A 21,953-nucleotide genomic window follows, 5' to 3' on the forward strand; every position below is an offset into this window, starting at 1 on the left:
ATGCCTAACTTATAACACTCTGTTGGTCTCTTGGTAACTATGGTGATGCTCATATTCGCTATGGACTTTGATCGATACACTAAAAATCAACTTGACTTGGCAGCTGTTCCATATAAGTACTTGAATCTATGAATATCTACTTGAACTCACCAGCAGTGACCATCATCTTGTTCCCACCCCTCGACTGAGGGCTTTTCCGCTCAAGGAGTCAGGCATGTCTATCGAACAAGTGCTGTACCGTGCAGAAGCCACTACCACTGGGGGTCGTGAGGGCAAGTCGCGTTCTTCCGATGGTGCGCTGGATGTCACCCTGAGCACACCGAAGGAGCTGGGCGGTGGTGGCGGTGAAGGCACCAACCCGGAGCAGCTGTTCGCGGCGGGTTACTCTGCCTGCTTCATCGGTGCCATGAAGCACGTGGCCAGCACTGACGGCGTGACGCTGCCGGAAGGCCTGGAGATCACCGGCAAGGTGGGTATCGGCCAGATTCCGGCCGGTTTCGGTATCGAGGTGGCGCTGGATATCAGCCTGCCGGGCATGGACAAGTCCGAGGCGGATGCGCTGGTCGAGAAGGCGCACCAGGTGTGCCCTTACTCCAACGCGACGCGTGGCAATATCGATGTGACGCTGAACGTCAGCGTCTGATGACTGACGTCTGATCGCCAGACACGAAAACGCCGCCCCTCGGGGCGGCGTTTTTGATGGTGCGACACGCTCATTGCTCTCGAGCGTGCGAGCCGATCAGACGCCCTGCTCACGCGCCATGCGGCGGGCAATCAGCGGAGCGTTCCACAGGCTGGGCAGCAGAATCAGTGACACCGGCACGGCGGTGACGACGATGAAGGATTGCAGCGCATTGATGCCGCCATCGCCCATCGAGATCAGCAGCGCCGCGACCACGCCCATCATCAGGCTCCAGAACACGCGCACGCCACGCGGCGGATTGTCGTGACCGCTCATCACCATCGAGACGGCGTAGGTCATCGAGTCACCGGTGGTGGCGACGAACAGCGTGGTCAGCACCAGGAACAGTACCGAGATGGTGAAGCCAAACGGCAGTTGCTGGGTGATGGCGATCAGCGCTGCCGGCAGGTTGAAGCCGGTGAACGGGCCGGAGACGCTGCCCGGGTTGCTCAGCTCGAAGGCGAGACCGCTGCCACCGATGATGGTGAACCACAGGCAGGTGACCAGCGGCGAGATGACCGCGATCAACAGCACCATCTGACGCAGGGTACGGCCACGCGAGATGCGCGCGACGAACATCGCCATCAGCGGACCATAGCCGATGAACCAGCCCCAGAAGAACAGCGTCCAGCCATTCAGCCAGCCATCGTCAGCACGGAAGGTGGACATGGAGACGAAGTCGCCGACGTAGCGCACCAGCCCTTGCGGGAAGGCATCCAGCAGGAAGCCGGTCGGGCCCATGATCAGGATGAACAGCAACAGCGCGCCGCCGAGCAGGACGTTGGTGCTGCTCAGGAACTGGATGCCACGGGTCACGCCGCTCACCGCTGACAGGGTGTAGATGACGGTCAGCACGAGCAGCAGGGTGAGCTGGGTCGCGTAGGTATCGGGGATGCCGAACAGCGCGTTGAGCCCATAGCTGACCTGCAGGCCAAGGAAGCCGATGGGGCCGACGGTACCGGCGACCACCGCCAGCACGCAGCAGGCATCCACCAGCGCGCCGACGGGGCCACGCATGACGCGGTCGCCGAACAGCGGGTAGAGCAGCGTGCGCGGCTTGAGCGGCAGACCCTTCTCGTAGTGCAGGTACATGAAGATGATGCCGGTCAGGCTGCCGAGCATCGCCCAGGCCAGGAAGCCCCAGTGCATGAAGCTCTGCGCCAGCGCGTTGTAGGCGGCATCGGCGTTGCCCGTCGGGGCATCGGCGCCGAACACCGGCGGCGGCGAGGTGAAGTGAGCGATCGGCTCGGCCGCTGCCCAGAAGACACCACCGCCCGCCAGCAGCGTGCACAGGATGATGGCCATCCAGCGCAGCGTCGAGATATCCGGCGCGGCGAGTCCGCCCATGCGCACCCGTCCGGTGCGGCCGATGGTCAGCACGATGGCGATGACGAAGGTCGCCAGCATCAGCGCTTGCCAGTAGGCACCGAAGTAGTGGGTCGAGACACCGAAGGCACTCTGGATGAGCGCGGAGACACCGTCGAGATCGACCAGTGCGGCGATGGCGAACAGCGCCAGCACGCCACCACTGATGATGAAGACAGGCCAGTCGATACCTTGCGGGGAGTGTGCGGAATCAGCGGGGGGAGTTACCGGTGTGGCGGAGCCGGACGAAACAGTCCGGGAAGAATCCGTCATTAGTCAGCCTCTAGGCATGATCTGAGTGACGGTGCAGTGTATCAGTCGAGACAGGAGGAAATAGGCGATAAGCGGTTGTTTTTACACCTATGTAACGCGACGTATCATCAAGCCTACAGCCGTTTTACATTCTTGGCGCGCCGTAACAAGACGCATCCTTCGAGTCGTGCCCCTTCGCGCCGCTTGTGCCCTCACTCCCTCTCCTCATGAAGACGCCGCCCTGGAGGGCGGCGTCTTCTTTCTCGTCATCGGATGACATGGCCCTGCTCATCCTGCCGGGCGAATCATGTCGGGCGAACCATGTCAGCCAAGGTCATGACGGCCAAGGTCATGAGGATGAATCAGAGTCCTTGCTCGCGGGCCATCCTGCGCGCGATGCCGGGCGCATTCCACAGGCTCGGCAACAGGATCAGCGAGACCGGCACGGCGGTGACGACGATGAAGGATTGCAGTGCATTGATGCCGCCATCGCCCATCGAGATCAGCAAGGCTGCCACCACGCCCATGATCAGACTCCAGAACACGCGCACGCTGCGCGGCGGGGCGTCGTGACCACTCATCACCATCGAGATGGCATACGTCATCGAGTCGCCAGTGGTGGCCACGAACAATGCCGACAGAATCAGGAACATCACGGACATGATGAAACCGAACGGCAGCTGCTGGGTGATGGCGATCAAGGCCGCCGACAGGTTGAAGCCGGTGAACGGGCCGGACACGCTGCCGGGATCGGCCAGCTCGAAGGCCAGACCGCTGCCACCGAGAATGGTGAACCACACGCAGGTCGCCAGCGGCGACAGGAGAGTGATCAACCACACCATCTGGCGCAGCGTGCGGCCCCGCGAGATACGCGCGACCAGCATCGCCATCAGGGGTCCGAAACCGATGAACCAGCCCCAGAAGAACAGCGTCCAGCTGTTCAGCCACCCAGTGTCCGCGCGAAAGACCGCCATCGGCGCGATGTGTTTCAGGTAGTCCACCATGCCCAGCGGGAAGGCCTTGAGCAGGAATTCCGTCGGTCCCATGATCAGGATGAACAGCAACATCGCGCCGCCGATCAGCACATTGGCGCTGCTCAGGAATTGAATGCCGCGCATGACACCACTCACCGCTGACAGGGTGTAGACGGCGGTCAACATGGCCAACAGCACCAGTTGCGTCGTGTAGGTGTCGGGAATGCCGAACAGCGCGTTGAGCCCGAAGCTGAGCTGGATGCCGAGAAAGCCCACTGGCCCCACGGTGCCCGCGATGACCGCCAGCACGCAGCAGGCATCCACCAGCGCTCCCGCAGGTCCACGCATCACCCGGTCGCCGAACAGCGGATAGAGTAGCGTGCGCGGCTTGAGCGGCAGGCCCTTCTCATAATGGAGATGCATGAAGACCACGCCGGTCAGGCTGCCCAGAACCGCCCAGCCGAGAAATCCCCAGTGCATGAAGCTCTGCGCCAGCGCGTTGTAGGCAGCATCGAGATTGCCCACGGCGGCGTCCGGGCCGAACACCGGTGGCGGCGAGGTGAAGTGGGCGATCGGCTCCGCCGCTGCCCAGAAGACGCCACCCCCCGCCAGCAACGTGCACAGGATGGTCGCCATCCAGCGCGGCGTGGAAATGTCCGGCGTGTCCAGGCCACCCAGCACCACCCGTCCCGTGCGACCGAACGTCATGCCGATGGCGACAAGGAAGGTGGCGATCATCAGCGCCTGCCAATAGGCACCGAAGTAGGCGGTCGAGAGATCGAAGGCATGCTGGATGAGCGACGAGACGCCCTCGAGATTGACCAGTGCGGCGATCACGAACACCGCCATCACGCCACCGCTGAGGAGGAAGACGGGCCAGTCGAGGCCCCGGGAGGAAGCGCGGGAAACAGGGGTAGGGGCTGCTGAAGTTGCGGCGACGGACGAAAGAGTCCGGGTGGTATCCGTCATTTATCTGCCTCTGGGCATGGTCTGATTAGCCGGGCAGTCTATCAGCCACACCCTTGGCATCGCTGTGACAAGTCCATGATTTTACTGCTGTGTTACGCGAAGTATCACCAAGCCCACAGCGGCATTACATTCTGTCCAACACAAGGACACCGGATTGCCACTCGCCGTGCCTGCCAACTCCTGAGAGGATGAAGCTGACACGTGAGGCATTGCCTGCCCCGCCCCCTCCTTCATCCGCGATAGTGCTCCCTCGATACCATGACATCGCCTCGCCGCCGTGATTTCACCCCCTCGATGAAACTGCGCAACCAGCGCCTGCTTCAGGACGTGACCTGCTCCCGGAGCGCACCGCTCGATGTGGCCTTCGTGCTGCTGGAGCACTTCTCCCTCCCCGCCTTCACCTCCGGGCTGGATGCGCTGGTGACTGCCAATCTGCTCCGTGACGATCCCTTCTATCGCCTGCACACCTGTGGCCTGAACGATGGCAGCGTACGCAGCGATCTGGGCATCGACATCATGCCCGGCCTGACGCTTGCCGAGCTGGACCCTGCCCAGTGCGATCTGCTGATCGTGTGCGGAGGCTATCGCGTGATGCTGGAAGAGATCCCGAGGCTCAACGAGCTGCTGCGCCGTGCCGCCCAGCAGGGCTGTCGCCTGGGCAGTCTGTGGAACGGCAGCTACTTCCTGGCCTCGGCCGGGGTGATGGAGGGCCATCGTTGCACCATTCACCCCGAGAACGCGGCGCTGTTCAGCGAGACCTTCCCCGCGCTCGAGCTGTCCCGAGCCCCGCTGGTCGTCGAGGAAGCGCGTCTCAGCAGTGCCAGCGCCGCCAGTGCGCTGGACATGATGCTGGAAGGCATGCGTCAGCGTCACGGGGAGGATCTGGCGCGCAGCGTCGAGGAGATTCTGGCCTGCGAGCGCCCGGCCACGCCCAGTCCGTGGCATGTCGAGCAGACGCTGCCCGCACCGGACAGTCACCTTCCCGAGGCACTGCGCTCCATCCTGGAGTTGATGAGCAGCAACCTCGAGGAGCCGCTGAGCATGACCGACATCTCGCACTGCGTCTCCCTGTCGCGGCGCCAGATAGAGCGGCTTTTCACGCGACATCTGGATACCACGCCATCTCGCCATTATCTGGAGATGCGCCTGACACGCGCCCGCCAGCTGCTGACCCAGGGCAATGCCAGCATCACCGATGTCACCGTGGCCTGCGGCTTCGTCAGCACCACACATTTCAGTCACTGCTTTCGGGATTACTTCGGCATGTCACCGACGCGCGCTCGCCAGAGATGCTGACAGTCCCTTGCCACTGATGAGCCCCAGAAACGCAGAACGCCGCCCCGAAGGGCGGCGTTCTGCGTTGCGACGTCTTGTGCTCACGGGGCTTTCACGGCCTCGCTTCATGCACACATCAGGCGGAAGCCGTCTGCAATTCGCGGCGCTCATGGCGCTGCCCGAGCAGGAAGACGATCAAGCCGGCGATGGCCATGGCCACCCCGACCAGGCCGATGGAGGAGTGGGACGGGCCATACGCGAAGGCCAGGCCACCACACCAGGCGCCCAGCGCATTGGCGATGTTGAAGGCCGCGTGATTGAGGGTCGCCGCCATGGTCTGGGCGTCTTCCGCCACATCCATCAGGCGCATCTGCAGCGCCGGTGCCAGGCCGATGCCCGTACCGACCAGTCCGACGAACAGGATACCGCTCCAGACACCGTCAGCGGCGAAGTAGAAGCCACCCTGTACCAGCGCGCTCCAGATCAGCACGGCAGGAATGGTGCGCATCAGGTCGATGTCCGCAGCACGGCTACCGATCAGGTTGCCGATGATGGTGCCTACCCCGAAGACGGCCAGCACCATCGGCACCAGATTCTGGGACAGTCCGGCCTGGACGTTGAGCGTCTCCACCGCATAGCTGTAGACACTGAACATGCCGCCGAAACCGATGCAGGCGATGCCGAGGGTATAGAGCACCCGCGGCTTGATCAGCGCGGCCAGCTCGGTCAGCGGCGTCGCGTTCTGATTGCCTGCCTGATAGGGCACGAAGCCACGCACCAGCACGGCCGTCGCCAGCGCCAGCAGGCCGACGAGGAGGAACGCGGAATGCCAACCGAACAGACTGCCGAACCAGGTCGCCGCTGGCGCCCCGATGAGAATCGCCACCGTCAGCCCCATCATCACGCGCCCGACGGCACGGCCACGCTCGCCGGCGGGAGCAGCATCCGCCGCCACCAGTGCGGCCACCCCCAGATAGACGCCATGCGGCAGCCCCGCGATGAAGCGCAGCGCGGCGAAGCTGGTCAGTGAGGGGGCCATCAGGCTGGCCACGTTGCTGAGCGCGAACAGCAGCATCAGGCCGATCAACAGGCCACGCCGCGGCAGGCGTGCGCCAAGCGCCGAGATCAGCGGAGCTCCGACCACCACCCCCATCGCATAGGCGCTGATGGCATAGCCGACCTGCTGGGATGACACCTGAAAGTCCGCGGCGATGTTGGGCATCAGCCCCATGATCACGAATTCGGTAGTGCCGATGGCAAAGGCACCGAGTGCCAGCGCCAGTTCGGCGATGCGCGGATGGCGCGCAACGGGGGAGGCAGACATGTCCGGGTCTCCTGAAACTTGAAAGGGGGTATCACCCGTGTCCGTGCTCATCCGCAGCACCGCTGACAGGTGCAGGCCAAGGATGGCATTGCCTGCGCATGGCTGGCGCTACGCAAGGCAAAAGACCGCGCGCCATTCATCATCTGCCAGGAAGGCGGGAATGAATGGCGCGCGGGACAGGTAACAGGTGATGCGCTCGTGCGTGGCGTCTCTCTTGGACGCCTGCTGCACGTCATGGCGCTGCTCTATCGTCTGGCAAACGGTATTGCGGCAACCCTCCTCAAGTTGCCTTGGGCGAGGCGTCAGCAAACCGTGCGATCCCTCATGGGGCCGAGCCGACTCGCGGGCTGGCCGATGCTTGAGCGATCAATGAAATATACGACCATTGTTGCAGATAACGCCACGCCGGCCCAACCGATTCATCACGACAACTGTGGTGCCGGAAGTGCAACATCGGTACATGACACCGTCATGTCTGCCTGCAGCCCAAGCAGGGGTGAGTGTGCGATAATGCGCCGATTCAGCGACAGCAAGCGGATCCCTTCCATGTCTTCGACATCATCAGCACCCTCCACTGCCGCCAGCAACGCCCGTGGCACTCTCTACATCATTTCCGCGCCCTCCGGCGCCGGCAAGACCACACTGGTCAAGGCATTGCTGGAGCGCATGGACGGCATCGGCGTATCCGTCTCGCACACCACCCGCGGCCAGCGCCCGGGCGAGCAGGATGCCGTCAACTACCACTTCGTGGATGTCGATCACTTCAAGACGATGATCGAGCAGGGCGACTTCTTCGAGCACGCCCAGGTCTTCGACAACTTCTATGGCACCTCGCGTCCGGCGGTCGAAGCTCGCCTGAGCAAGGGCGAGGACGTCATCCTCGAGATCGACTGGCAAGGCGCCCAGCAGGTACGCGCCCAGGTGCCGGAAGCCGTCTCCATCTTCATCCTGCCGCCGTCGCGTGAAGCGCTGCTCGAGCGTCTGTCCGGCCGCGGTACCGATGGGGAAGACGTCATCGCCCGGCGCATGCGTGACGCCGTCAGCGAGATGTCCCACTACGACGAATACGACCTGATCGTCATCAACGATGATTTTACTCAGGCATTGGACGAGCTGTGCAGTCTGATCACCGCCGAGCGCGCACGCCGCCCGCGCGTCCAGGCGCGCCATGCCGCCCTGCTGGACTCCCTGCTCGCCGGATGACGCCCGTGCACGAAGTCCAGGCATGACAAGGACTTGTTGCGGCCTACGGTGCTGATCATGCGCGCTCTGGTCGCTTACGCCGCCGAGAGCGCGCCATGTCGCGCCACCGGATAGCGCCCTACTTGTCACGCCACAAGGGCGTCGAGTAGACTCGATTCCCTTTCAGAATCATTGGCCGCTGCGCTGTCTCGCCCCTGGCGGGCTGGCGCAGCGGCATTGTGCTTGCGTCGTGTGCGAGATACTGTCAGATGATCAGGGTATGCGGCCCCTAGCGGTCGCGGCACTCTGCGCTGATTACACGCCGACAGCGAACCCCCGAATATCCCGCTATTGAAGGTGCACTGCCATGGCCCGCGTAACCGTAGAAGATTGCCTCGAGAACGTCGACAACCGCTTCCAGCTGGTGATGATCTCCACTCGTCGTGCCCGTCAGCTGTCACGTGGCAGCCGCAACGCCCAACTGCCGTGGGAAAACGACAAGCCGACCGTGCTGGCCCTGCGCGAAGTGGCGGCAGGTCTGGTCAACCGCGACATCCTGAATGAGCCGGTCGAAGCTCCGATCCAGCGCAAGCCGGTGCTGCCGCAGATCGAGGACTGAGCCCCGGCTCTCCCTCTCCTGTACGTGTGCTGATCCGCACCTCCAACGTCGCGCCATCATGGCCATCACGCGGGGTGCGGGCCCGGAACCACCTTGAGCCAAGGCCGCTGAATGTTCACGATCGATGACCTGGCAGACCGCCTGGGCGGTTATCTTCCCGAGGAAGAGATCCGTCAGGTTAGGCGCGCCTTCTATTACGCCGAGCAGGCCCACGATGGCCAGCGCAGGCGTTCCGGTGAACCCTATGTGACCCACCCGCTGGCGGTGGCGAACATTCTCGCCAACATGCACATGGACCATCAGAGCCTGATGGCGGCCATGCTGCACGATGTCATCGAAGACACCAGCGTGACCTTCGAGGCACTGGCCGGCCAGTTCGGCGAGCCGGTGGCCTTGCTGGTCGATGGCGTCTCGAAGCTGACCCAGATCACCTTCGAGGACAAGGCCGTCGCTCAGGCCGAGAACTTCCAGAAGATGGTGCTGGCGATGTCCCAGGACATCCGCGTCATCATCGTCAAACTGGCCGACCGTCTCCACAACATGCGTACCCTCGGTGCCCTGCGCCCCGAGAAGAAGCGGCGCATCGCCCGTGAGACGCTCGAGATCTACGCCCGCGTCGCCAACCGCCTCGGTATCAACACCATCCGTGTCGAACTGGAAGATCTGTCCTTCCAGGCGCTGCACCCGATGCGCTCCGAACGCATCAAGCGTGCCGTCACCGCCGCGCGTGGCAATCGTCGTACCCTGATGCGCGAGATCCAGGCCAGCCTGCAGAACGCGCTGGAGCGCGATCAGCTGCCCGGCTCGGTGATCGGCCGTCAGAAGCATCTGCTGTCCATCTACCGCAAGATGCGTGACCAGCAGAAGCCCTTCAATGAACTGATGGACGTGTTCGGCTTCCGCATCATCACTGATGACGTGGACAGCTGCTATCGCATCCTCGGCGTGGTGCACAATCTCTACAAGCCGGTACCGGGTCGCTTCAAGGATTACATCGCGATCCCCAAGGCCAATGGCTACCAGAGTCTGCACACCACGCTGTTCGGCATGAACGGCATGCCCATCGAGGTGCAGATCCGCACCCGCGAGATGGAAGCGATGGCCAACAACGGCATCGCGGCCCACTGGCTGTACAAGGCCGGGCAGACCGACCGTCCCATCGGCGCGGGCAGCCACGCGCGTGCCCGCGAGTGGGTACGCGGCCTGCTCGAGATGCAACGGCATGCCGGCAACTCGCTGGAATTCATCGAGCACGTCAAGAACGACCTGTTCCCCGATGATACCTACGTGTTCACCCCCAAGGGCGACATCATGGAGCTGCCGCGCGGTGCGACGGCGGTCGATTTCGCCTATGCGGTGCACACCGATGTCGGCAACAGCTGCATCGCCTGTCGCATCGATCGTCATCTGGCACCGCTATCCTCGCCACTGGAGAGCGGTCAGACCGTCGAGGTCATCACCGCACCGGGCGCCAAGCCCAATCTGGCGTGGCTCAACTTCGTCACCACCGCCAAGGCGCGTTCCGCCATTCGCCACTACCTCAAGCATCAGCAGCGCAGCGAGTCCGTGGCATTGGGCCAGCGCCTGCTGATCAAGGCACTCGCCGGCCTGGACATCACCCTCGAACAGCTGCCGCCCCAGCGCCTGGATACCCTGGCGGCGGAGCTTGAGCTGGAAGGCGGGCGTGATGATCTGCTCGAGTCCATCGGTCTCGGTACCCGCGCCGCCTACAGCGTGGCGCAGAGCCTGCTGAACGACAGGATGAGTCCCGCGGCACAGCAGCCCAAGTTCTCGGCCAAGGATGGCAACGTCCAGCCGGAGGACAGTGGCATCGGGCCGATGCAGGTCAGTGGCGGCGACAGCATGGTCACCAGCTATGCACGCTGCTGCCACCCGCTGCCGGGAGAGCCCATCATGGGCCACCTGTCAGCCGGCAAGGGCCTGGTGGTCCATCGTCAGGAATGCAGCAATCTGACCGAGCTGGCCAGCGATCCGGAGCGTGTCTTCCCGCTGACCTGGGCCGAGCAGATCGAAGGCGACTTCACCGTCGCCCTGCGCATCGAAGCCCAGACCCAGCGCGGGCTGATCGCCGAGCTGGCCGAACTCGTCACCGACGCGGAAGCCAATATCGAACGCATCGGCATCGAGGAGCGCGACGCACACCTGGCCATCGTCAATCTGACCCTGGCGGTACGTGATCGCATTCACCTGGCACGCATCATCAAGCGCATGCGCAACCTGTTGCACGTGGAGCGCATTACCCGCGTCATCAGTTGATCGGATTCAAGGCCGCGTCGTTCGCCACCGGCGGGCGGCGCGGTTTTCGTTTTTGGGACTTCCGCAAGGTCGTCCATGGACACGACGGGCCTCTGCCCGACACCTCGCCGAGACAGGCGAGCAGCGCACTCACAAACACAATCGCAATTCACTGTCACAAGGCAACTGGCACAAGACCAGTAGGAAAGACAGTCACAAGGAGCACAACATGAGCAATCGCGCGATCATCAACACCGACAAGGCACCCGCTGCCATCGGGCCGTACTCCCAGGCCATCAAGGCGGGCAACACCGTCTATCTCTCCGGCCAGATTCCGCTGGACCCGCAGACGATGGAAGTCGTCGAAGGCGGTATCGAGGCGCAGGCGCGTCAGGTGTTCACCAACCTGAGCGCCGTGTGTGAAGAAGCCGCCGGCAGCCTGGGCGACATCGTCAAGCTCAACCTCTACCTGACGGACCTCGATGACTTCGCTCGCGTCAACGCGGTGATGGAAGAGTTCTTCAGCGCGCCCTTCCCGGCGCGTGCCGCCGTCGGCGTCAAGGCACTGCCCAAGGGCGTGGCCTTCGAAGCCGAAGGCGTGATGGTCATCGGCGACTGATCACGGTGGATCTTGCCGCCTGATCTGCCGAAATGCCTGACCTGCTGAAACGTGGTCTGCTGAAACGTGGTCTGCTGAAACGTGGTCTGCTGAAACGACAGTGCCCGCCCCGGAAACCCGGGGCGGGCACTGTCAGTTATCGGGCTAGGCAGCCTTGGCTCCCGGCGTCTCGACTTGTCCACAGCCGGTCAGGATGCGTCACGCGCGACCTCCTGTGGACAAGTCAATCGCCGTGCGGCGCTCAGCGCCCGGAAAGCTCGCTCTCCGGTACCGTCACGCCATGTTCCTTGAGCACCTCGGCATAACCCTCGCGGAAGGTCGGGTAACGGAAGCGATAGCCACTCTCGAGCAGCAGCGCATTGCCGCAGCGCTTACTGGAGCGACGCCGCAGCGGCGACTGGATCACCTCGGTGGATTCGACCTTGAGCTGACGTGCCAACCACGCCATCACCTCGTGCAGCGGTGCGCCATCACAGTCGGTGGCCAGATAGATCGGCTCGACCGGCTTGCCCTCGAGACTCAGTGCGATGAGGTGCGCCAGCACCCCCGCGCAGTCGTCACGATGGATGCGGTTGGAGTAGAGTGGCGGATTGCTGGCGGCGATGCGCCCATCGCGCGCCTGACGGATCAGCATGTCGCGGCCCGGCCCGTAGATACCGGAGAAGCGCACCACGGTGCCATTGAGCGAGGAGTCGAGCAGGACCTGCTCGCCTTCCCGCATCAGCTGCCCCGAGAAGCTGGTGGCGTCGGTGGGGGACTGCTCGTCGACCTCTTCGCCTTCCTTCTGGGCGTAGACGGAGGTCGAGGACACGAAGAATACGCGTGTCGGCGGGTTGGCACGCGATTCCAGCTCCGCGACCAGCGCACGAATGCCATCGACGTAGGCGGCCCGATAGGCGTCTTCGTCGAAGTGGTCAGCGCTCAGCACGTGTACCACGGTGTCGGCATCTGGCAAGCTGGCCAGAGCACCTTCCGCGGTGATGTCCAGTGCCAGCGTCTCGATACCGAGATCCGCCAGCCTGGACACATCGCGTCTGACACCGATGACGTGCTGATCGGCCTTGAGCAGCTCGCGCGCCAGCGCGCTGCCAACGTCGCCACAACCGAGGATGAGACTCGTCTTCTTCACCTTTGCCGTGCTCCTTGGTAAAACGAATCGGTACCCACCGCATCCCAGGATGCCAGTTCCGGGCAGGAATCATGACTCTAACAGAACTCCGCTACATCGTAACCTTGGCCCAGGAGCGTCATTTCGGACGCGCCGCAGAGCGCTGCTTCGTCTCGCAGCCGACCCTGTCGGTGGCCGTCAAGAAGCTGGAAGAGGAGCTGGGAGTCGCACTGTTCGAGCGTTCCAAGTCCACCGTACAGGTCACACCGCTCGGCGAGAAGATCGTTCAGCAGGCCCAGCGCGTGCTGGAACAGTCCAGCGTGATCAAGGAGCTGGCCAATGCCGGCAAGGATCAGCTCTCCAGCCCGTTGCGCATCGGCGCCATCTATACCATTGGACCTTACCTGTTTCCGCATCTGGTGCCGGAACTGACGCGGCGTGCGCCGAAGATGCCGCTCTACATCGAGGAAGGCATGACCGGCGATCTGCGCCGCAAGCTCAGAAACGGTGAGCTGGACATCATCATCGTGGCGCTGCCCTTCACCGAGACCGACGTGCTGACCAAGACGCTCTACGAAGAACCCTTCGAGGTGCTGTTGCCGTCGGGTCACGCGCTGCTCGAACAGGACAGCATCGCCAAGGAGCAATTGATCAATGAGCGTCTGCTGATGCTGGGCGAGGGCCACTGCTTCCGTGATCAGATTCTCGAGGCGTGTCCGGCCATCGGCCATCAGATCAACAATCCCGAGAACACCCTGATCGCCGAGGGGGGCTCGCTGGAGACCATTCGTCACATGGTCGCCTCAGGCCTCGGTATCACCGTGCTGCCCTACTCGGCCACCGGTACCGGCCATTACGAGAGCGGCGTGCTCGAGACACGTCCCTTCAAGGACCCCGCCCCCAGCCGCAGCGTGGCCCTGGCATGGCGTGCCAGCTTCCCGCGCCCCAAGGCGATTGACGTGATCAGCCAGGCGATCGCCGAGTGCTCGACCCGCGCCCGCCAGAGCAACGAGAACGGCATGCAGGGTTCCGCTTCCCAGAGCCACGAACCGGCATGAGCAGGGCGGGCACGGACGCCTCATCTGCCGGGCCCGCCAGCGCCGGTGTCTTTGCCACCGGCGCGCTGGCGCAACCGCTGGACAGCCTGAGCGGGGTCGGCCCCGCGCTGAGCGAGAAGCTGTCGCGGCTGGGACTGGAGCGCGTGGCGGACCTGCTCTTCCACCTGCCGCTGCGTTATCAGGACAGGACTCGCGTCACCCCCATCGGCACGCTCAAGAGCGGCATGGAGGCCGTGGTGGAAGGCGAGGTGACGGCCTGCGACATCGTCAAGGGTCGCCGGCGCAGCCTGCTGGTGCGCCTGCGCGATGGCAGCGGCATCCTCAGCCTGCGCTTCTTCCACTTCTCTCCCGCCCAGCAACAGCAGTTCCAGCGTGGCCACAGCGTGCGCTGCTTCGGCGAGGCGCGTGCCGGGGCCACCGGTCTCGAGATCTATCATCCGGAATACCGTCTGCTCGGTCAGGGCGCGGCGCCGGTGGAAGACCACCTCACCCCCATCTATCCGGCCACCGAAGGACTCAATCAGGCGCGCCTGCGCGGCTTGATCGGCCAGGCCCTCAAGCAGCTTGAGGAGACGCCCCATGAGCTGCCGGACCTGATCCCCGAGGCCCTGCGCGCACGCTTTCGCCTGCCCGGGGTGATCGAGTGCCTGCGTTTCCTGCATGAGCCACCGCCGGATGCGCCCGTCGATCAGATGAGCGACGGCGTGCATCCCAGTCAGCGGCGTCTCGCCCAGGAAGAGCTGCTCGCCCATCAGCTGAGCCTGCGGCAGGTGCGAGCGCGCATCCAGCAGGATGGCGCCCCCTCGTTAAGCGCCAGCGGTGGCCTGAGCACCCGCTTTCTTGCCCAGTTGCCCTTCTCGCTGACCGGCGCCCAACGCCGTGTGCTGGATGAGGTACGCCGTGACCTGGCGCGCGAAGTGCCGATGCTGCGCCTGGTGCAGGGCGACGTGGGCTCGGGCAAGACGGTGGTGGCGGCAATGGCGGCTCTGATCGCCATCGGTGGCGGCTGTCAGGCCGCCTTGATGGCCCCCACCGAGATTCTCGCCGAGCAGCACTATCGCAACTTCCGCGAATGGCTGGAGCCGCTGGGCATCGAGGTCGCGTGGCTGGCCGGCAAGCTCAAGGGCAAGGCGCGGCTGGATGCCAAGGCGGCCATCGCCGATGGCCGGGCACGCATGGTGGTCGGGACTCACGCGCTGTTCCAGGCCGACGTGACCTTCCAGCGCCTGGGGCTGGCGATCGTCGATGAGCAGCATCGCTTCGGCGTGCATCAGCGTCTCGCCTTGCGCGAGAAGGGCGAGGCCGGCGGCCTGACCCCCCATCAGCTGATCATGACCGCCACGCCGATCCCGCGCACTCTGGCGATGAGCGCCTACGCGGATCTCGATCTCTCGGTGATCGACGAGCTTCCCCCGGGACGTACCCCGGTGCAGACCGTGGCAGTGGCCGACCCGCGGCGCCCCGAGGTGGTCGAGCGCATTCGCGCCGCCTGCGCCGAGGGTCGTCAGGCCTATTGGGTATGCACGCTGATCGAGGAATCCGAGGTGATGACCTGTCAGGCCGCCGAGGTGACGCGTGACGAGCTGACCGAGGCGTTGCCGGAGCTGTCCATCGGTCTGGTGCACGGCCGCATGAAGGCGGCCGAGAAGGCCGAGGTGATGGCGGCGTTCAAGGAAGGCGAACATGACCTGCTGGTGGCCACCACGGTGATCGAGGTCGGGGTCGATGTGCCGAATGCCAGCCTGATGGTGATCGACAACCCCGAGCGTCTCGGCCTGTCGCAGCTGCACCAGCTACGCGGGCGTGTCGGGCGTGGCAGCACCGAGAGCTTCTGCGTGCTGCTCTATCACCCGCCGCTCTCTCAGCACTCCAGGCAACGCCTGGCGGTGATGCGCGAGACCACCGACGGCTTCAAGATCGCCGAGAAGGACCTGGAGCTGCGCGGGCCCGGCGAAGTGCTGGGCACGCGTCAGACGGGACTGGCGGGGATGAAGATCGCCGATCTCGAGCGTGACAGTGACCTGATCGCCCCGACCACCACCCTGGCCGACGCCATTCTCACTGAGGCCCCCCAGGCCGCGGAGCCCCTGATCCGCCGCTGGCTGGGGGAGGCGGCTGGCCAATACGGCGCCGTCTGAGCGCCCTGTCCACCTGTCCCCCAACGCATTCGTTCACCTGGTCACTCGTTCACCTGGTCACTCGTTCACTTGGCCACTTGCCAGCCGCGCCAGCCCTCAGCTGGCGCGGCTGGCCTTGATCAGCTGGGTGCCGGCACTTTCCAGCGGCTGCAACAGCCGCAGCACCAGAATCAGCTGTGACAGCGCCAGGCGCCCGGTGGTGGACTCGACCTGCTCGATCTCGGCCTCCAGCGCCGCGATCTCATGATCGCTTTCCAGCGTGAGGGTGATCTCGCCGCCCGCCTCCAGCTGCTCACCCAATGTCGTCAGCTGCTGACTCAGATGCTCGCCATGGCGCAACAGCGTCTCGATGCCGCTGCTGGCGGACGAGGTGGATTCCAGCTCGCCACGATGCGCCGCCAATGCCGACAGATACCCCAGCGCGGTATGGGCATGGAGCAGGAAGCCGAAGCCCGGTTCCACGTCACGCCGGAAATGGCCCGGCTCCTTGCGCGCCGTCGCCAGCAGGCTCGAGAAGGCGGCGTCGGCATTGTGGGCATTGCGCCGCGCCAGGCGGTAGGCCAGGTCATCGCGCTTGCCGTGACGATACTGGGACAGCACCTCCCCCAGATAGCGCCCGCTGGTCTTGAGGCTGACACCGGCCTGACGATAGAGCTTGCGGCCCTGCCAGTCCGGCAGGATCAACACCACGGAAAGCCCTGCCAGCAGGCCACCGACCAGCGTATCGAACAGTCGCGGCCAGATGAGATCGAAGCCATCACCGACCTGGTTGAAGCAGGCCAGCACCATCAGGGTGATGGCCGCCGTCGCCAGGGTGTAGCGTGACCCGCGGGTGGCGAAGAACAGCACCCCCGCGACCACGGCGATGCCGGCCTGGAGGGTGGGGGCCGGGAACAGGCTGATCAGCGCCCAGCCAGCCAGCAGACCGATCAAGGTACCGACGATGCGCTGAGCCAGGGTGCGCCGGGTATCGCCGAAGCTGGGCCGGCAGACGAACAGCCCCGTCAGCAGAATCCAGTAGCCCTGGGTCGGGTGGACCGCCAGCAGCACGCCATAGCCGGCCACCAGGGTCGCGGTCAGGCGCAGCGAGTGACGGAAGATCGGTGAGCGCGGGGTCAGATGGCTGCGAATGCGCTCGAGCATGTCCCGCGTGCCGTGAGGCGAGCGGTCCAGCAGGCTGTTGTCGCTTTCGCTGCTGCTGGCTTCCAGATCGCCGAGTCGCTCGATCTGCCCTTCGATCAACCGCAGGTTGCCCGCCAGCGCCTCCAGCGCCTGCATCAGATGACGCCATTCAGGCCGATGCTGCTGCTTGAGATACTCGAGCGAGGCGTTGAGGTCTTCCAGCGCCTGCTGGCTGTCACTGGCCTCGAAGGGCTGACGCATCAGCAGCGCCCGGCCCAGCCCCTTGCAGGCGCCGCCCTGCTGCTCCAGCAGGCGCTGACAGCGGAACAGGATATCGTGATGGAAGAAGGCATCACTGAGCTGGCCATAGGGGTAATGGCTCGAACTGGCCCGCTCATGAAGGTCCTGGGCGATGAAGTAGAGCCGCAGGTAGCGATCCAGCTTGCTGGTGTCGCGCCGCCCGGCGAGACGCCGGAAGACCATCTCCTTGGTCTGGTTGAGCGCCACGACCACACGACCATTCTGCTCCGCCAGCGCCAGACGACGCGCCGAGCGATCCACGTTGCGCAGTGGCTCGAACAGCTGAGCCTTGAGAATCAGATAGCGGCCCAGTTCACGGTAGAGGGTCGCCATGCTGTGCTTGAGCGGCTGACGCGAGAACAGCGCGCACCACAGTACCGACAGCAGGCCATACCAGGTCGCGCCGATCACCAGCAGCAACGGCTGGACCAGATTGATACCCAGTCCCGGCTCACGCAGCCACTCGGGCAGGCTGCGCTCCAGCAGCGCGATCTGCCCATCGCCATGCTGCTGCTCGAGACTGATCATGGTGTACACGGCCAGAATCAGCGAGGCGCGGGCGATGGCCCCGTAGCGGGCATCGATCGCCGCCAGCATCGGCAGGGTGAAGGTGGCCAGCGCCAGGCCGATCACGAAGGGCAGCGGCATGCCGAACAGCAGCTCCACCGAGACGGCGGCGATGCTGAAGCAGGCCAGTGTCATGCCCAGCGCGCGCAGTCGCCCGCGCCAATGGTCATCCGTTTCCGCCAGTCCCGAGGCAATCACGCCGAGAAACAGCGGGATCACCAGCGCCATCTCGTCCAGCCAGAACCCTACCGCCATCACACCGCCCAGCGCGATGAGCATGCGCAGCGAATAGCTGAAGGCATCCAGCGTCCACAGTCGACGCAGGGAGTGGATGAGCGAGTGTTGCAGGGAGCGTGTCATGAAGTGTTCCGTGACCAGGGCGCGAGCAGCGCATTAGACTTTAGATTTATGCCGCTAGCATACCACCCTGTTCTGCCGTGTCCGATAGCTCCGGCTCACACAAGCGTTGGCAAGCGCTTCAGGCGCCAAACTCTCCGTCCGTGCCACTCTACCCACTCATGCTACCCACTCATGCCTACCCCGGATTTCATGGAGAATACCGATGCACCCACTCATCGAACGTGTCACTGGCGCCCTCGGGCTGTCACCGGAGATTGCCGAACAGGCGGTCGGCCTCATTCTCAAGTTCGTGCGTGAACAGGGCCCGGATGGGCCGGCGGCATCACTGCTGGGGGCCATTCCGGGCGCCGAAGGGTTGATCGGCAGCGCTGGCGAGGAAGCCGCCGAGTCCGGGGGCGGTGGCCTCATGGGCGGCCTGATGGGGGCGGTCAGTGCATTCACCGGAGGCAGCGGAGGGGGAGCACTGGAGCTGGGCCAGAAGCTGATGGGACTGGACCTGAACATGGATCAGGCACGTGGCGTGGCCGATGAGACGCTGAGCTATGCGCGCGAGCAAGCCGGCGATGGTGTGGTCGACCAGGTCATCGAGGGCATCCCGGGCCTCAAGCATCTGCTGTGACACCTTGCGTGTCCTCACGAAAAACGCCCCGCTGAGCAGATCAGCGGGGCGTTTTTTTCGGTCACTACGGCATGGCCGTCGGTTCAGCGAATCCGCTTGAGCAATGACTGCAGACGATTGAGCTGGGCGGAATCCCCGACCAGACGCACGCGCTGCTCCATCATGCCATTCAAGAAGGCCTTGGGAGACGGCTTGAGCAGGAAGGCCACCGCACTCTCAGCATCCGCGAAGCGCAGCTCAAGCTCCGTATCCACCGGCAGACCGGTGCCGGAGGTCACACCTTCCCGAGACATCCGATAATGACGCGCGATGCTCAGATCCTCCGTGGCAACGCCCCAATCCAGCGAACGCGTCTCGAGCTGAGCGCGAAATTCGGGGTCGCGCCGGAAGGCACGCTTGAGCAGCAGGCCCAGTACCCACAACAGCAACTTGAGCTTCATGGCGTCAATCCTTCCTTGAGAGGCGGCACGGTCAAGCGGTCAGCCGCGAACAGCCATCGATACCGTCCATGACAAAATGCCACCGGGCCCGAGTGGCGGAGCCGGTGGCATCGATACTGACATCGGGCAAGCATGGCGGGCCGCCACGCCAGCAGGGGCGCGGCGGCGTGGACCAGACTTACTTGGTCACCGCATCCTTCAATGACTTGCCCGGCTTGAAGGCCACTGTCTTGCTGGCCGGGATGGTCAGGGGTTTGCCTGTCTGGGGGTTCTTGCCGGTACGCGCTGCACGCTGACGCACCGTGAAGGAGCCAAAACCAATCAATGAAACATCGTTGCCCTTGGCGACCGTGTGGGTGATCTCGTCGAGAATCACGTTCAACACCTGACTAGCCTTGTCCTTGGACAGATCCGCACGCTCGGCGATGGCCGCAGCGAGTTCTGGCTTGCGCATGAAAAGCCCTCCTGGTTTGGCATTCTGCACGGGCGGCTCAGCCGCCGATTCATTGTTGTTCTTGCACGGATGTTGTTCTTGCACGGATGTTGCTGCACTTGCTGGCATTGCATGGCGCTTGGGCGATGCGATACCGGGTCCCCCTTTCTCGGGGTGAACGTCACCGGTAACACGTCGTCCCTGATTCTCGCCTGACGCTCTGTGACGGAAACTTCACTATCGTGCCTGACTACGCTGGCTTCAAGGGGTCTGCGACCATCGGCCATGGCATCGCCTAGCCTAGCAACGGCGGTGCCTGCCGCGCCAGCTCGACTTTCCTGCGAACGGAGGCGCCTGTCAACGCATATCCAATCAAGCGTTCGTTCGCATCGAGAGCGCGTGCATCGAGATCATCTCCCTCGCCCGTGATGTCCCAGCGCGCCACGGCCGTCCGAGGCGGGTAGGCCACGATGGGCAGCGCCGGTGTCTTGACCAGCACGGGCCAGGCCTTCCAGTCGAGCTCGACCGCCTCGCCGCACAGATTGGCGGCCAGCACCCGAGCCGCGGCCTGCAGGGGCTGCACGTACATGGCATTGACCCCTTCGACACTGGCGCAGTCTCCCAGCGCCCAGACATGCGGCCGGGAGGTGGCAAGGTGACGATCGACGCGGATGCCGTCCCCACCAGCACTCAACCCCGCGCCCTGTGCCAGCTTGATGCGTGGCGCGAGCCCCGTGGCCAGCAGCACCAGCGAGCCCTCCACCGCATGACCACTCTGCAGCACCACACTGACGGGCGCCTGCGTTGCCTTGCCGGCGGTGATGGTCTCGACCATCTCTCCTTGCAGCCGACGCACGCCGATGGCATCGAAGGCCTTGCCAAGTCGCTGGCCGAGCGCCTGGGGAAGCAAGCCATCCAGCGGAGTGTCTTCCGCCGCGACCAAGGTGACCTCATGTCCTGCGGCTTTCAGGTCATTGGCGTATTCACACCCCACCAGACCGGCACCGACGATCACGACACGGCCACTCTCCCCCGCCTCACGCGCTGCCGTCAGCGTGGCGCTGAAGGCGGCGTAGTCATCGAGATCATTGATGCTCATCACGCGCGAGCCGACCGAGTCATCGATGGGGAAGGGTCGCCGCGGCGCGGCACCGAGTGCCAGCACCAGTTCGTCATAGGCCAGGCATTCCTCGCCCAGCCAGACCTGTCGCGCGTGGGTATCGATGCTCGTCACTCGCTGATGGGTGCGCAGCTCGGCGTCCAGTTCATCCACCAGGGCCACGGAGGTCTGCCGTGCCAATGCCCGGGCGCTCATGCCCTTGGCAAAGGCGGTGGACAGCAGAGGCTTGGCGTAATCGTGGCCACTGTCCTGACTGACCAGGATCAGTCGACTGTCCTTGTCACGCGCACGCAGGGCACGCGCCAGGCCAATGCCGGCCATGCCGGTGCCGATGATGACAAGGGTACGAGGGTCGCGCATGGCGCCATCTCCTGAGATCGATCCGAGAGGAAAAGAGGGTAGTCGGGCCCCAGCATACCAGCCTGCCACTGGCGCGGGCATGCTCACGCTGCAGGCCTTGCGGTTCGGGCGTGCTAGACTCGCCACTTGTCATCCTGACAGGGAATTCATCGTGGTCTGTCACTCCCACTCGGCAGCGTTTGCCGGCAAGATCGCCATCCGGGCCATGTCTCGCTCGGAACTCAGCACTCCCTGCGCTCACCAGAGAGCGATGGACTCGGCGGTCCGCCGCCACTGGCAGCCCGCCGCGAGCCTGCAAGGCGTCATGCCGGCCGGCTGGTGGCCATGGCTGTCCTCCAGCGACTCGCTGACCCAGCGTCTCGATCACGCCATGCGCATGCTCGATGGTCAGGGGCTGCGCGTGCGCCTGCTGCTGCAGGACACCGGCCCTGCCCGGCGGGATGAGGCGCGGATGCTGGGTATCGCGCCACGACGCCATGTCTGGCGGCGCGAAGTGGCCCTGTGTCATGGCGATGAGCCCTGGGTGATCGCGCGCTCGCTGGCGGCGCTGGACCTGGCCCATGGCCACCGTCTTTCGACGCTCGGCGAAGGCTCGCTGGGCCATTGGCTGTTCCGCCAGCCCGACCTGACCCGCAGCGCCATCGATGTCAGCCGGGCGCCACTGAGACTTGCCAGCACGCAGCCGCTGGCACGCACCGCCAGCCTGTGGATGCGCCGCTCGATGTTCTCGCACGGTCGCTTCCGGGTACTGGTCCAGGAAGGTTTCACCCCTCGGTTCCAGCACGCTCTGGAACTCTGATTCCCCACTGCC

18 protein-coding genes are annotated in these 21,953 nt (G+C 64.4%); 10 read left to right on the forward strand and 8 right to left on the reverse strand.

What is annotated here, in order from left to right:
* Positions 1–214: 214 nt before the first annotated feature.
* Positions 215–643, forward strand: coding sequence for an organic hydroperoxide resistance protein (locus QD228_RS10050; protein WP_077379887.1), 429 nt, complete (start codon positions 215–217; stop codon positions 641–643).
* 96 nt (positions 644–739) lie between these two features.
* Here QD228_RS10050 and QD228_RS10055 read toward each other — a convergent pair whose 3' ends face one another.
* Positions 740–2,320, reverse strand: a complete 1,581-nt coding sequence (locus QD228_RS10055; RefSeq protein WP_077379885.1) for a BCCT family transporter — start codon at positions 2,318–2,320, stop codon at positions 740–742.
* Between the two features lie 341 nt (positions 2,321–2,661).
* Positions 2,662–4,242, reverse strand: coding sequence for a BCCT family transporter (locus QD228_RS10060; RefSeq protein ID WP_279875495.1), 1,581 nt, complete (start codon positions 4,240–4,242; stop codon positions 2,662–2,664).
* A gap of 294 nt (positions 4,243–4,536) precedes the next feature.
* Here QD228_RS10060 and QD228_RS10065 point away from each other — a divergent pair, with 294 nt between their 5' ends.
* Positions 4,537–5,538, forward strand: a complete 1,002-nt coding sequence (locus tag QD228_RS10065) for a GlxA family transcriptional regulator (protein ID WP_240499631.1) — start codon at positions 4,537–4,539, stop codon at positions 5,536–5,538.
* Positions 5,539–5,653: 115 nt separating this feature from the next.
* On the opposite strand, the gene QD228_RS10070 is transcribed toward QD228_RS10065, so the two are convergent.
* A complete protein-coding gene (locus QD228_RS10070; RefSeq protein WP_077379879.1) occupies positions 5,654–6,841 on the reverse strand; it encodes an MFS transporter in 1,188 nt (395 codons plus the stop codon).
* Positions 6,842–7,387: 546 nt separating this feature from the next.
* Here QD228_RS10070 and gmk point away from each other — a divergent pair.
* From gmk to QD228_RS10090, 4 genes are all read left to right on the forward strand, one after another.
* Entirely contained in the window at positions 7,388–8,044 is a 657-nt protein-coding gene (gene gmk / locus QD228_RS10075; RefSeq protein WP_077380016.1) for a guanylate kinase, read from the forward strand.
* A 346-nt stretch (positions 8,045–8,390) separates the two neighbouring features.
* Entirely contained in the window at positions 8,391–8,642 is a 252-nt protein-coding gene (gene rpoZ / locus QD228_RS10080; protein WP_077379876.1) for a DNA-directed RNA polymerase subunit omega, read from the forward strand.
* A 111-nt stretch (positions 8,643–8,753) separates the two neighbouring features.
* Entirely contained in the window at positions 8,754–10,919 is a 2,166-nt protein-coding gene (locus QD228_RS10085) for a bifunctional (p)ppGpp synthetase/guanosine-3',5'-bis(diphosphate) 3'-pyrophosphohydrolase (protein ID WP_077379874.1), read from the forward strand.
* Between the two features lie 208 nt (positions 10,920–11,127).
* On the forward strand, positions 11,128–11,517 hold the full coding sequence (locus QD228_RS10090) for a RidA family protein (RefSeq protein WP_077379872.1): 390 nt from the start codon (positions 11,128–11,130) through the stop codon (positions 11,515–11,517).
* 241 nt (positions 11,518–11,758) lie between these two features.
* Here QD228_RS10090 and QD228_RS10095 read toward each other — a convergent pair whose 3' ends face one another.
* On the reverse strand, positions 11,759–12,646 hold the full coding sequence (locus QD228_RS10095) for an NAD-dependent epimerase/dehydratase family protein (protein WP_077379870.1): 888 nt from the start codon (positions 12,644–12,646) through the stop codon (positions 11,759–11,761).
* A gap of 71 nt (positions 12,647–12,717) precedes the next feature.
* Between QD228_RS10095 and QD228_RS10100 the strand changes: the two genes are divergently transcribed.
* Together QD228_RS10100 and recG are read left to right on the forward strand one after the other, a co-directional pair.
* The gene (locus QD228_RS10100; RefSeq protein ID WP_077379868.1) at positions 12,718–13,683 is read left to right on the forward strand and encodes a hydrogen peroxide-inducible genes activator; all 966 of its coding nucleotides are present in this window, start codon (positions 12,718–12,720) and stop codon (positions 13,681–13,683) included.
* Positions 13,680–15,821 carry an ATP-dependent DNA helicase RecG gene (recG, locus tag QD228_RS10105; RefSeq protein ID WP_077379866.1) on the forward strand — a complete coding sequence of 714 codons (2,142 nt, stop codon included), beginning with the start codon at positions 13,680–13,682 and terminating at the stop codon, positions 15,819–15,821. The genes QD228_RS10100 and recG overlap by 4 nt, the downstream gene beginning before the upstream one ends.
* Positions 15,822–15,917: 96 nt before the next feature.
* Here recG and yccS read toward each other — a convergent pair whose 3' ends face one another.
* Positions 15,918–18,170, reverse strand: coding sequence for a YccS family putative transporter (gene yccS, locus QD228_RS10110; RefSeq protein ID WP_279875496.1), 2,253 nt, complete (start codon positions 18,168–18,170; stop codon positions 15,918–15,920).
* 202 nt (positions 18,171–18,372) lie between these two features.
* Here yccS and QD228_RS10115 point away from each other — a divergent pair, with 202 nt between their 5' ends.
* Positions 18,373–18,789: a DUF2780 domain-containing protein gene (locus QD228_RS10115; RefSeq protein ID WP_077379862.1), complete on the forward strand. Its 417-nt coding sequence runs from the start codon at positions 18,373–18,375 to the stop codon at positions 18,787–18,789.
* An 83-nt stretch (positions 18,790–18,872) separates the two neighbouring features.
* Here QD228_RS10115 and QD228_RS10120 read toward each other — a convergent pair whose 3' ends face one another.
* The 3 genes from QD228_RS10120 to QD228_RS10130 all read right to left on the reverse strand — a co-directional run bounded on the left by QD228_RS10120 (position 18,873) and on the right by QD228_RS10130 (position 21,142).
* Entirely contained in the window at positions 18,873–19,229 is a 357-nt protein-coding gene (locus tag QD228_RS10120; protein WP_077379860.1) for a hypothetical protein, read from the reverse strand.
* A 178-nt stretch (positions 19,230–19,407) separates the two neighbouring features.
* Positions 19,408–19,683 carry an HU family DNA-binding protein gene (locus QD228_RS10125; protein ID WP_024952843.1) on the reverse strand — a complete coding sequence of 92 codons (276 nt, stop codon included), beginning with the start codon at positions 19,681–19,683 and terminating at the stop codon, positions 19,408–19,410.
* 274 nt (positions 19,684–19,957) lie between these two features.
* Positions 19,958–21,142 carry an FAD-dependent oxidoreductase gene (locus QD228_RS10130; RefSeq protein ID WP_191236405.1) on the reverse strand — a complete coding sequence of 395 codons (1,185 nt, stop codon included), beginning with the start codon at positions 21,140–21,142 and terminating at the stop codon, positions 19,958–19,960.
* Between the two features lie 151 nt (positions 21,143–21,293).
* Between QD228_RS10130 and QD228_RS10135 the strand changes: the two genes are divergently transcribed.
* Complete coding sequence (locus tag QD228_RS10135) at positions 21,294–21,941, forward strand: chorismate lyase (RefSeq protein WP_240704350.1); 648 nt, start codon at positions 21,294–21,296, stop codon at positions 21,939–21,941.
* Positions 21,942–21,953: the final 12 nt, after the last annotated feature.

The organism is Cobetia sp. 3AK, assembly GCF_029846335.1.
Classification (GTDB): Bacteria; Pseudomonadota; Gammaproteobacteria; order Pseudomonadales; family Halomonadaceae; genus Cobetia; species Cobetia marina.

What these genes read in the sequence shown, in the direction of transcription:
- QD228_RS10070 (WP_077379879.1), bottom strand. Translation starts at nt 6,841, where the DNA reads ATGTCTGCCTCCCCCGTTGCGCGCCATCCGCGCATCGCCGAACTGGCG.
- QD228_RS10120 (WP_077379860.1), bottom strand. Translation starts at nt 19,229, where the DNA reads ATGAAGCTCAAGTTGCTGTTGTGGGTACTGGGCCTGCTGCTCAAGCGT.
- recG (WP_077379866.1), top strand. Translation starts at nt 13,680, where the DNA reads ATGAGCAGGGCGGGCACGGACGCCTCATCTGCCGGGCCCGCCAGCGCC.
- QD228_RS10085 (WP_077379874.1), top strand. Translation starts at nt 8,754, where the DNA reads ATGTTCACGATCGATGACCTGGCAGACCGCCTGGGCGGTTATCTTCCC.
- QD228_RS10100 (WP_077379868.1), top strand. Translation starts at nt 12,718, where the DNA reads ATGACTCTAACAGAACTCCGCTACATCGTAACCTTGGCCCAGGAGCGT.
- QD228_RS10090 (WP_077379872.1), top strand. Translation starts at nt 11,128, where the DNA reads ATGAGCAATCGCGCGATCATCAACACCGACAAGGCACCCGCTGCCATC.
- gmk (WP_077380016.1), top strand. Translation starts at nt 7,388, where the DNA reads ATGTCTTCGACATCATCAGCACCCTCCACTGCCGCCAGCAACGCCCGT.
- QD228_RS10065 (WP_240499631.1), top strand. Translation starts at nt 4,537, where the DNA reads ATGAAACTGCGCAACCAGCGCCTGCTTCAGGACGTGACCTGCTCCCGG.
- QD228_RS10130 (WP_191236405.1), bottom strand. Translation starts at nt 21,142, where the DNA reads ATGCGCGACCCTCGTACCCTTGTCATCATCGGCACCGGCATGGCCGGC.
- QD228_RS10055 (WP_077379885.1), bottom strand. Translation starts at nt 2,320, where the DNA reads ATGACGGATTCTTCCCGGACTGTTTCGTCCGGCTCCGCCACACCGGTA.
- QD228_RS10115 (WP_077379862.1), top strand. Translation starts at nt 18,373, where the DNA reads ATGCACCCACTCATCGAACGTGTCACTGGCGCCCTCGGGCTGTCACCG.
- QD228_RS10125 (WP_024952843.1), bottom strand. Translation starts at nt 19,683, where the DNA reads ATGCGCAAGCCAGAACTCGCTGCGGCCATCGCCGAGCGTGCGGATCTG.
- yccS (WP_279875496.1), bottom strand. Translation starts at nt 18,170, where the DNA reads ATGACACGCTCCCTGCAACACTCGCTCATCCACTCCCTGCGTCGACTG.
- QD228_RS10050 (WP_077379887.1), top strand. Translation starts at nt 215, where the DNA reads ATGTCTATCGAACAAGTGCTGTACCGTGCAGAAGCCACTACCACTGGG.
- QD228_RS10060 (WP_279875495.1), bottom strand. Translation starts at nt 4,242, where the DNA reads ATGACGGATACCACCCGGACTCTTTCGTCCGTCGCCGCAACTTCAGCA.
- rpoZ (WP_077379876.1), top strand. Translation starts at nt 8,391, where the DNA reads ATGGCCCGCGTAACCGTAGAAGATTGCCTCGAGAACGTCGACAACCGC.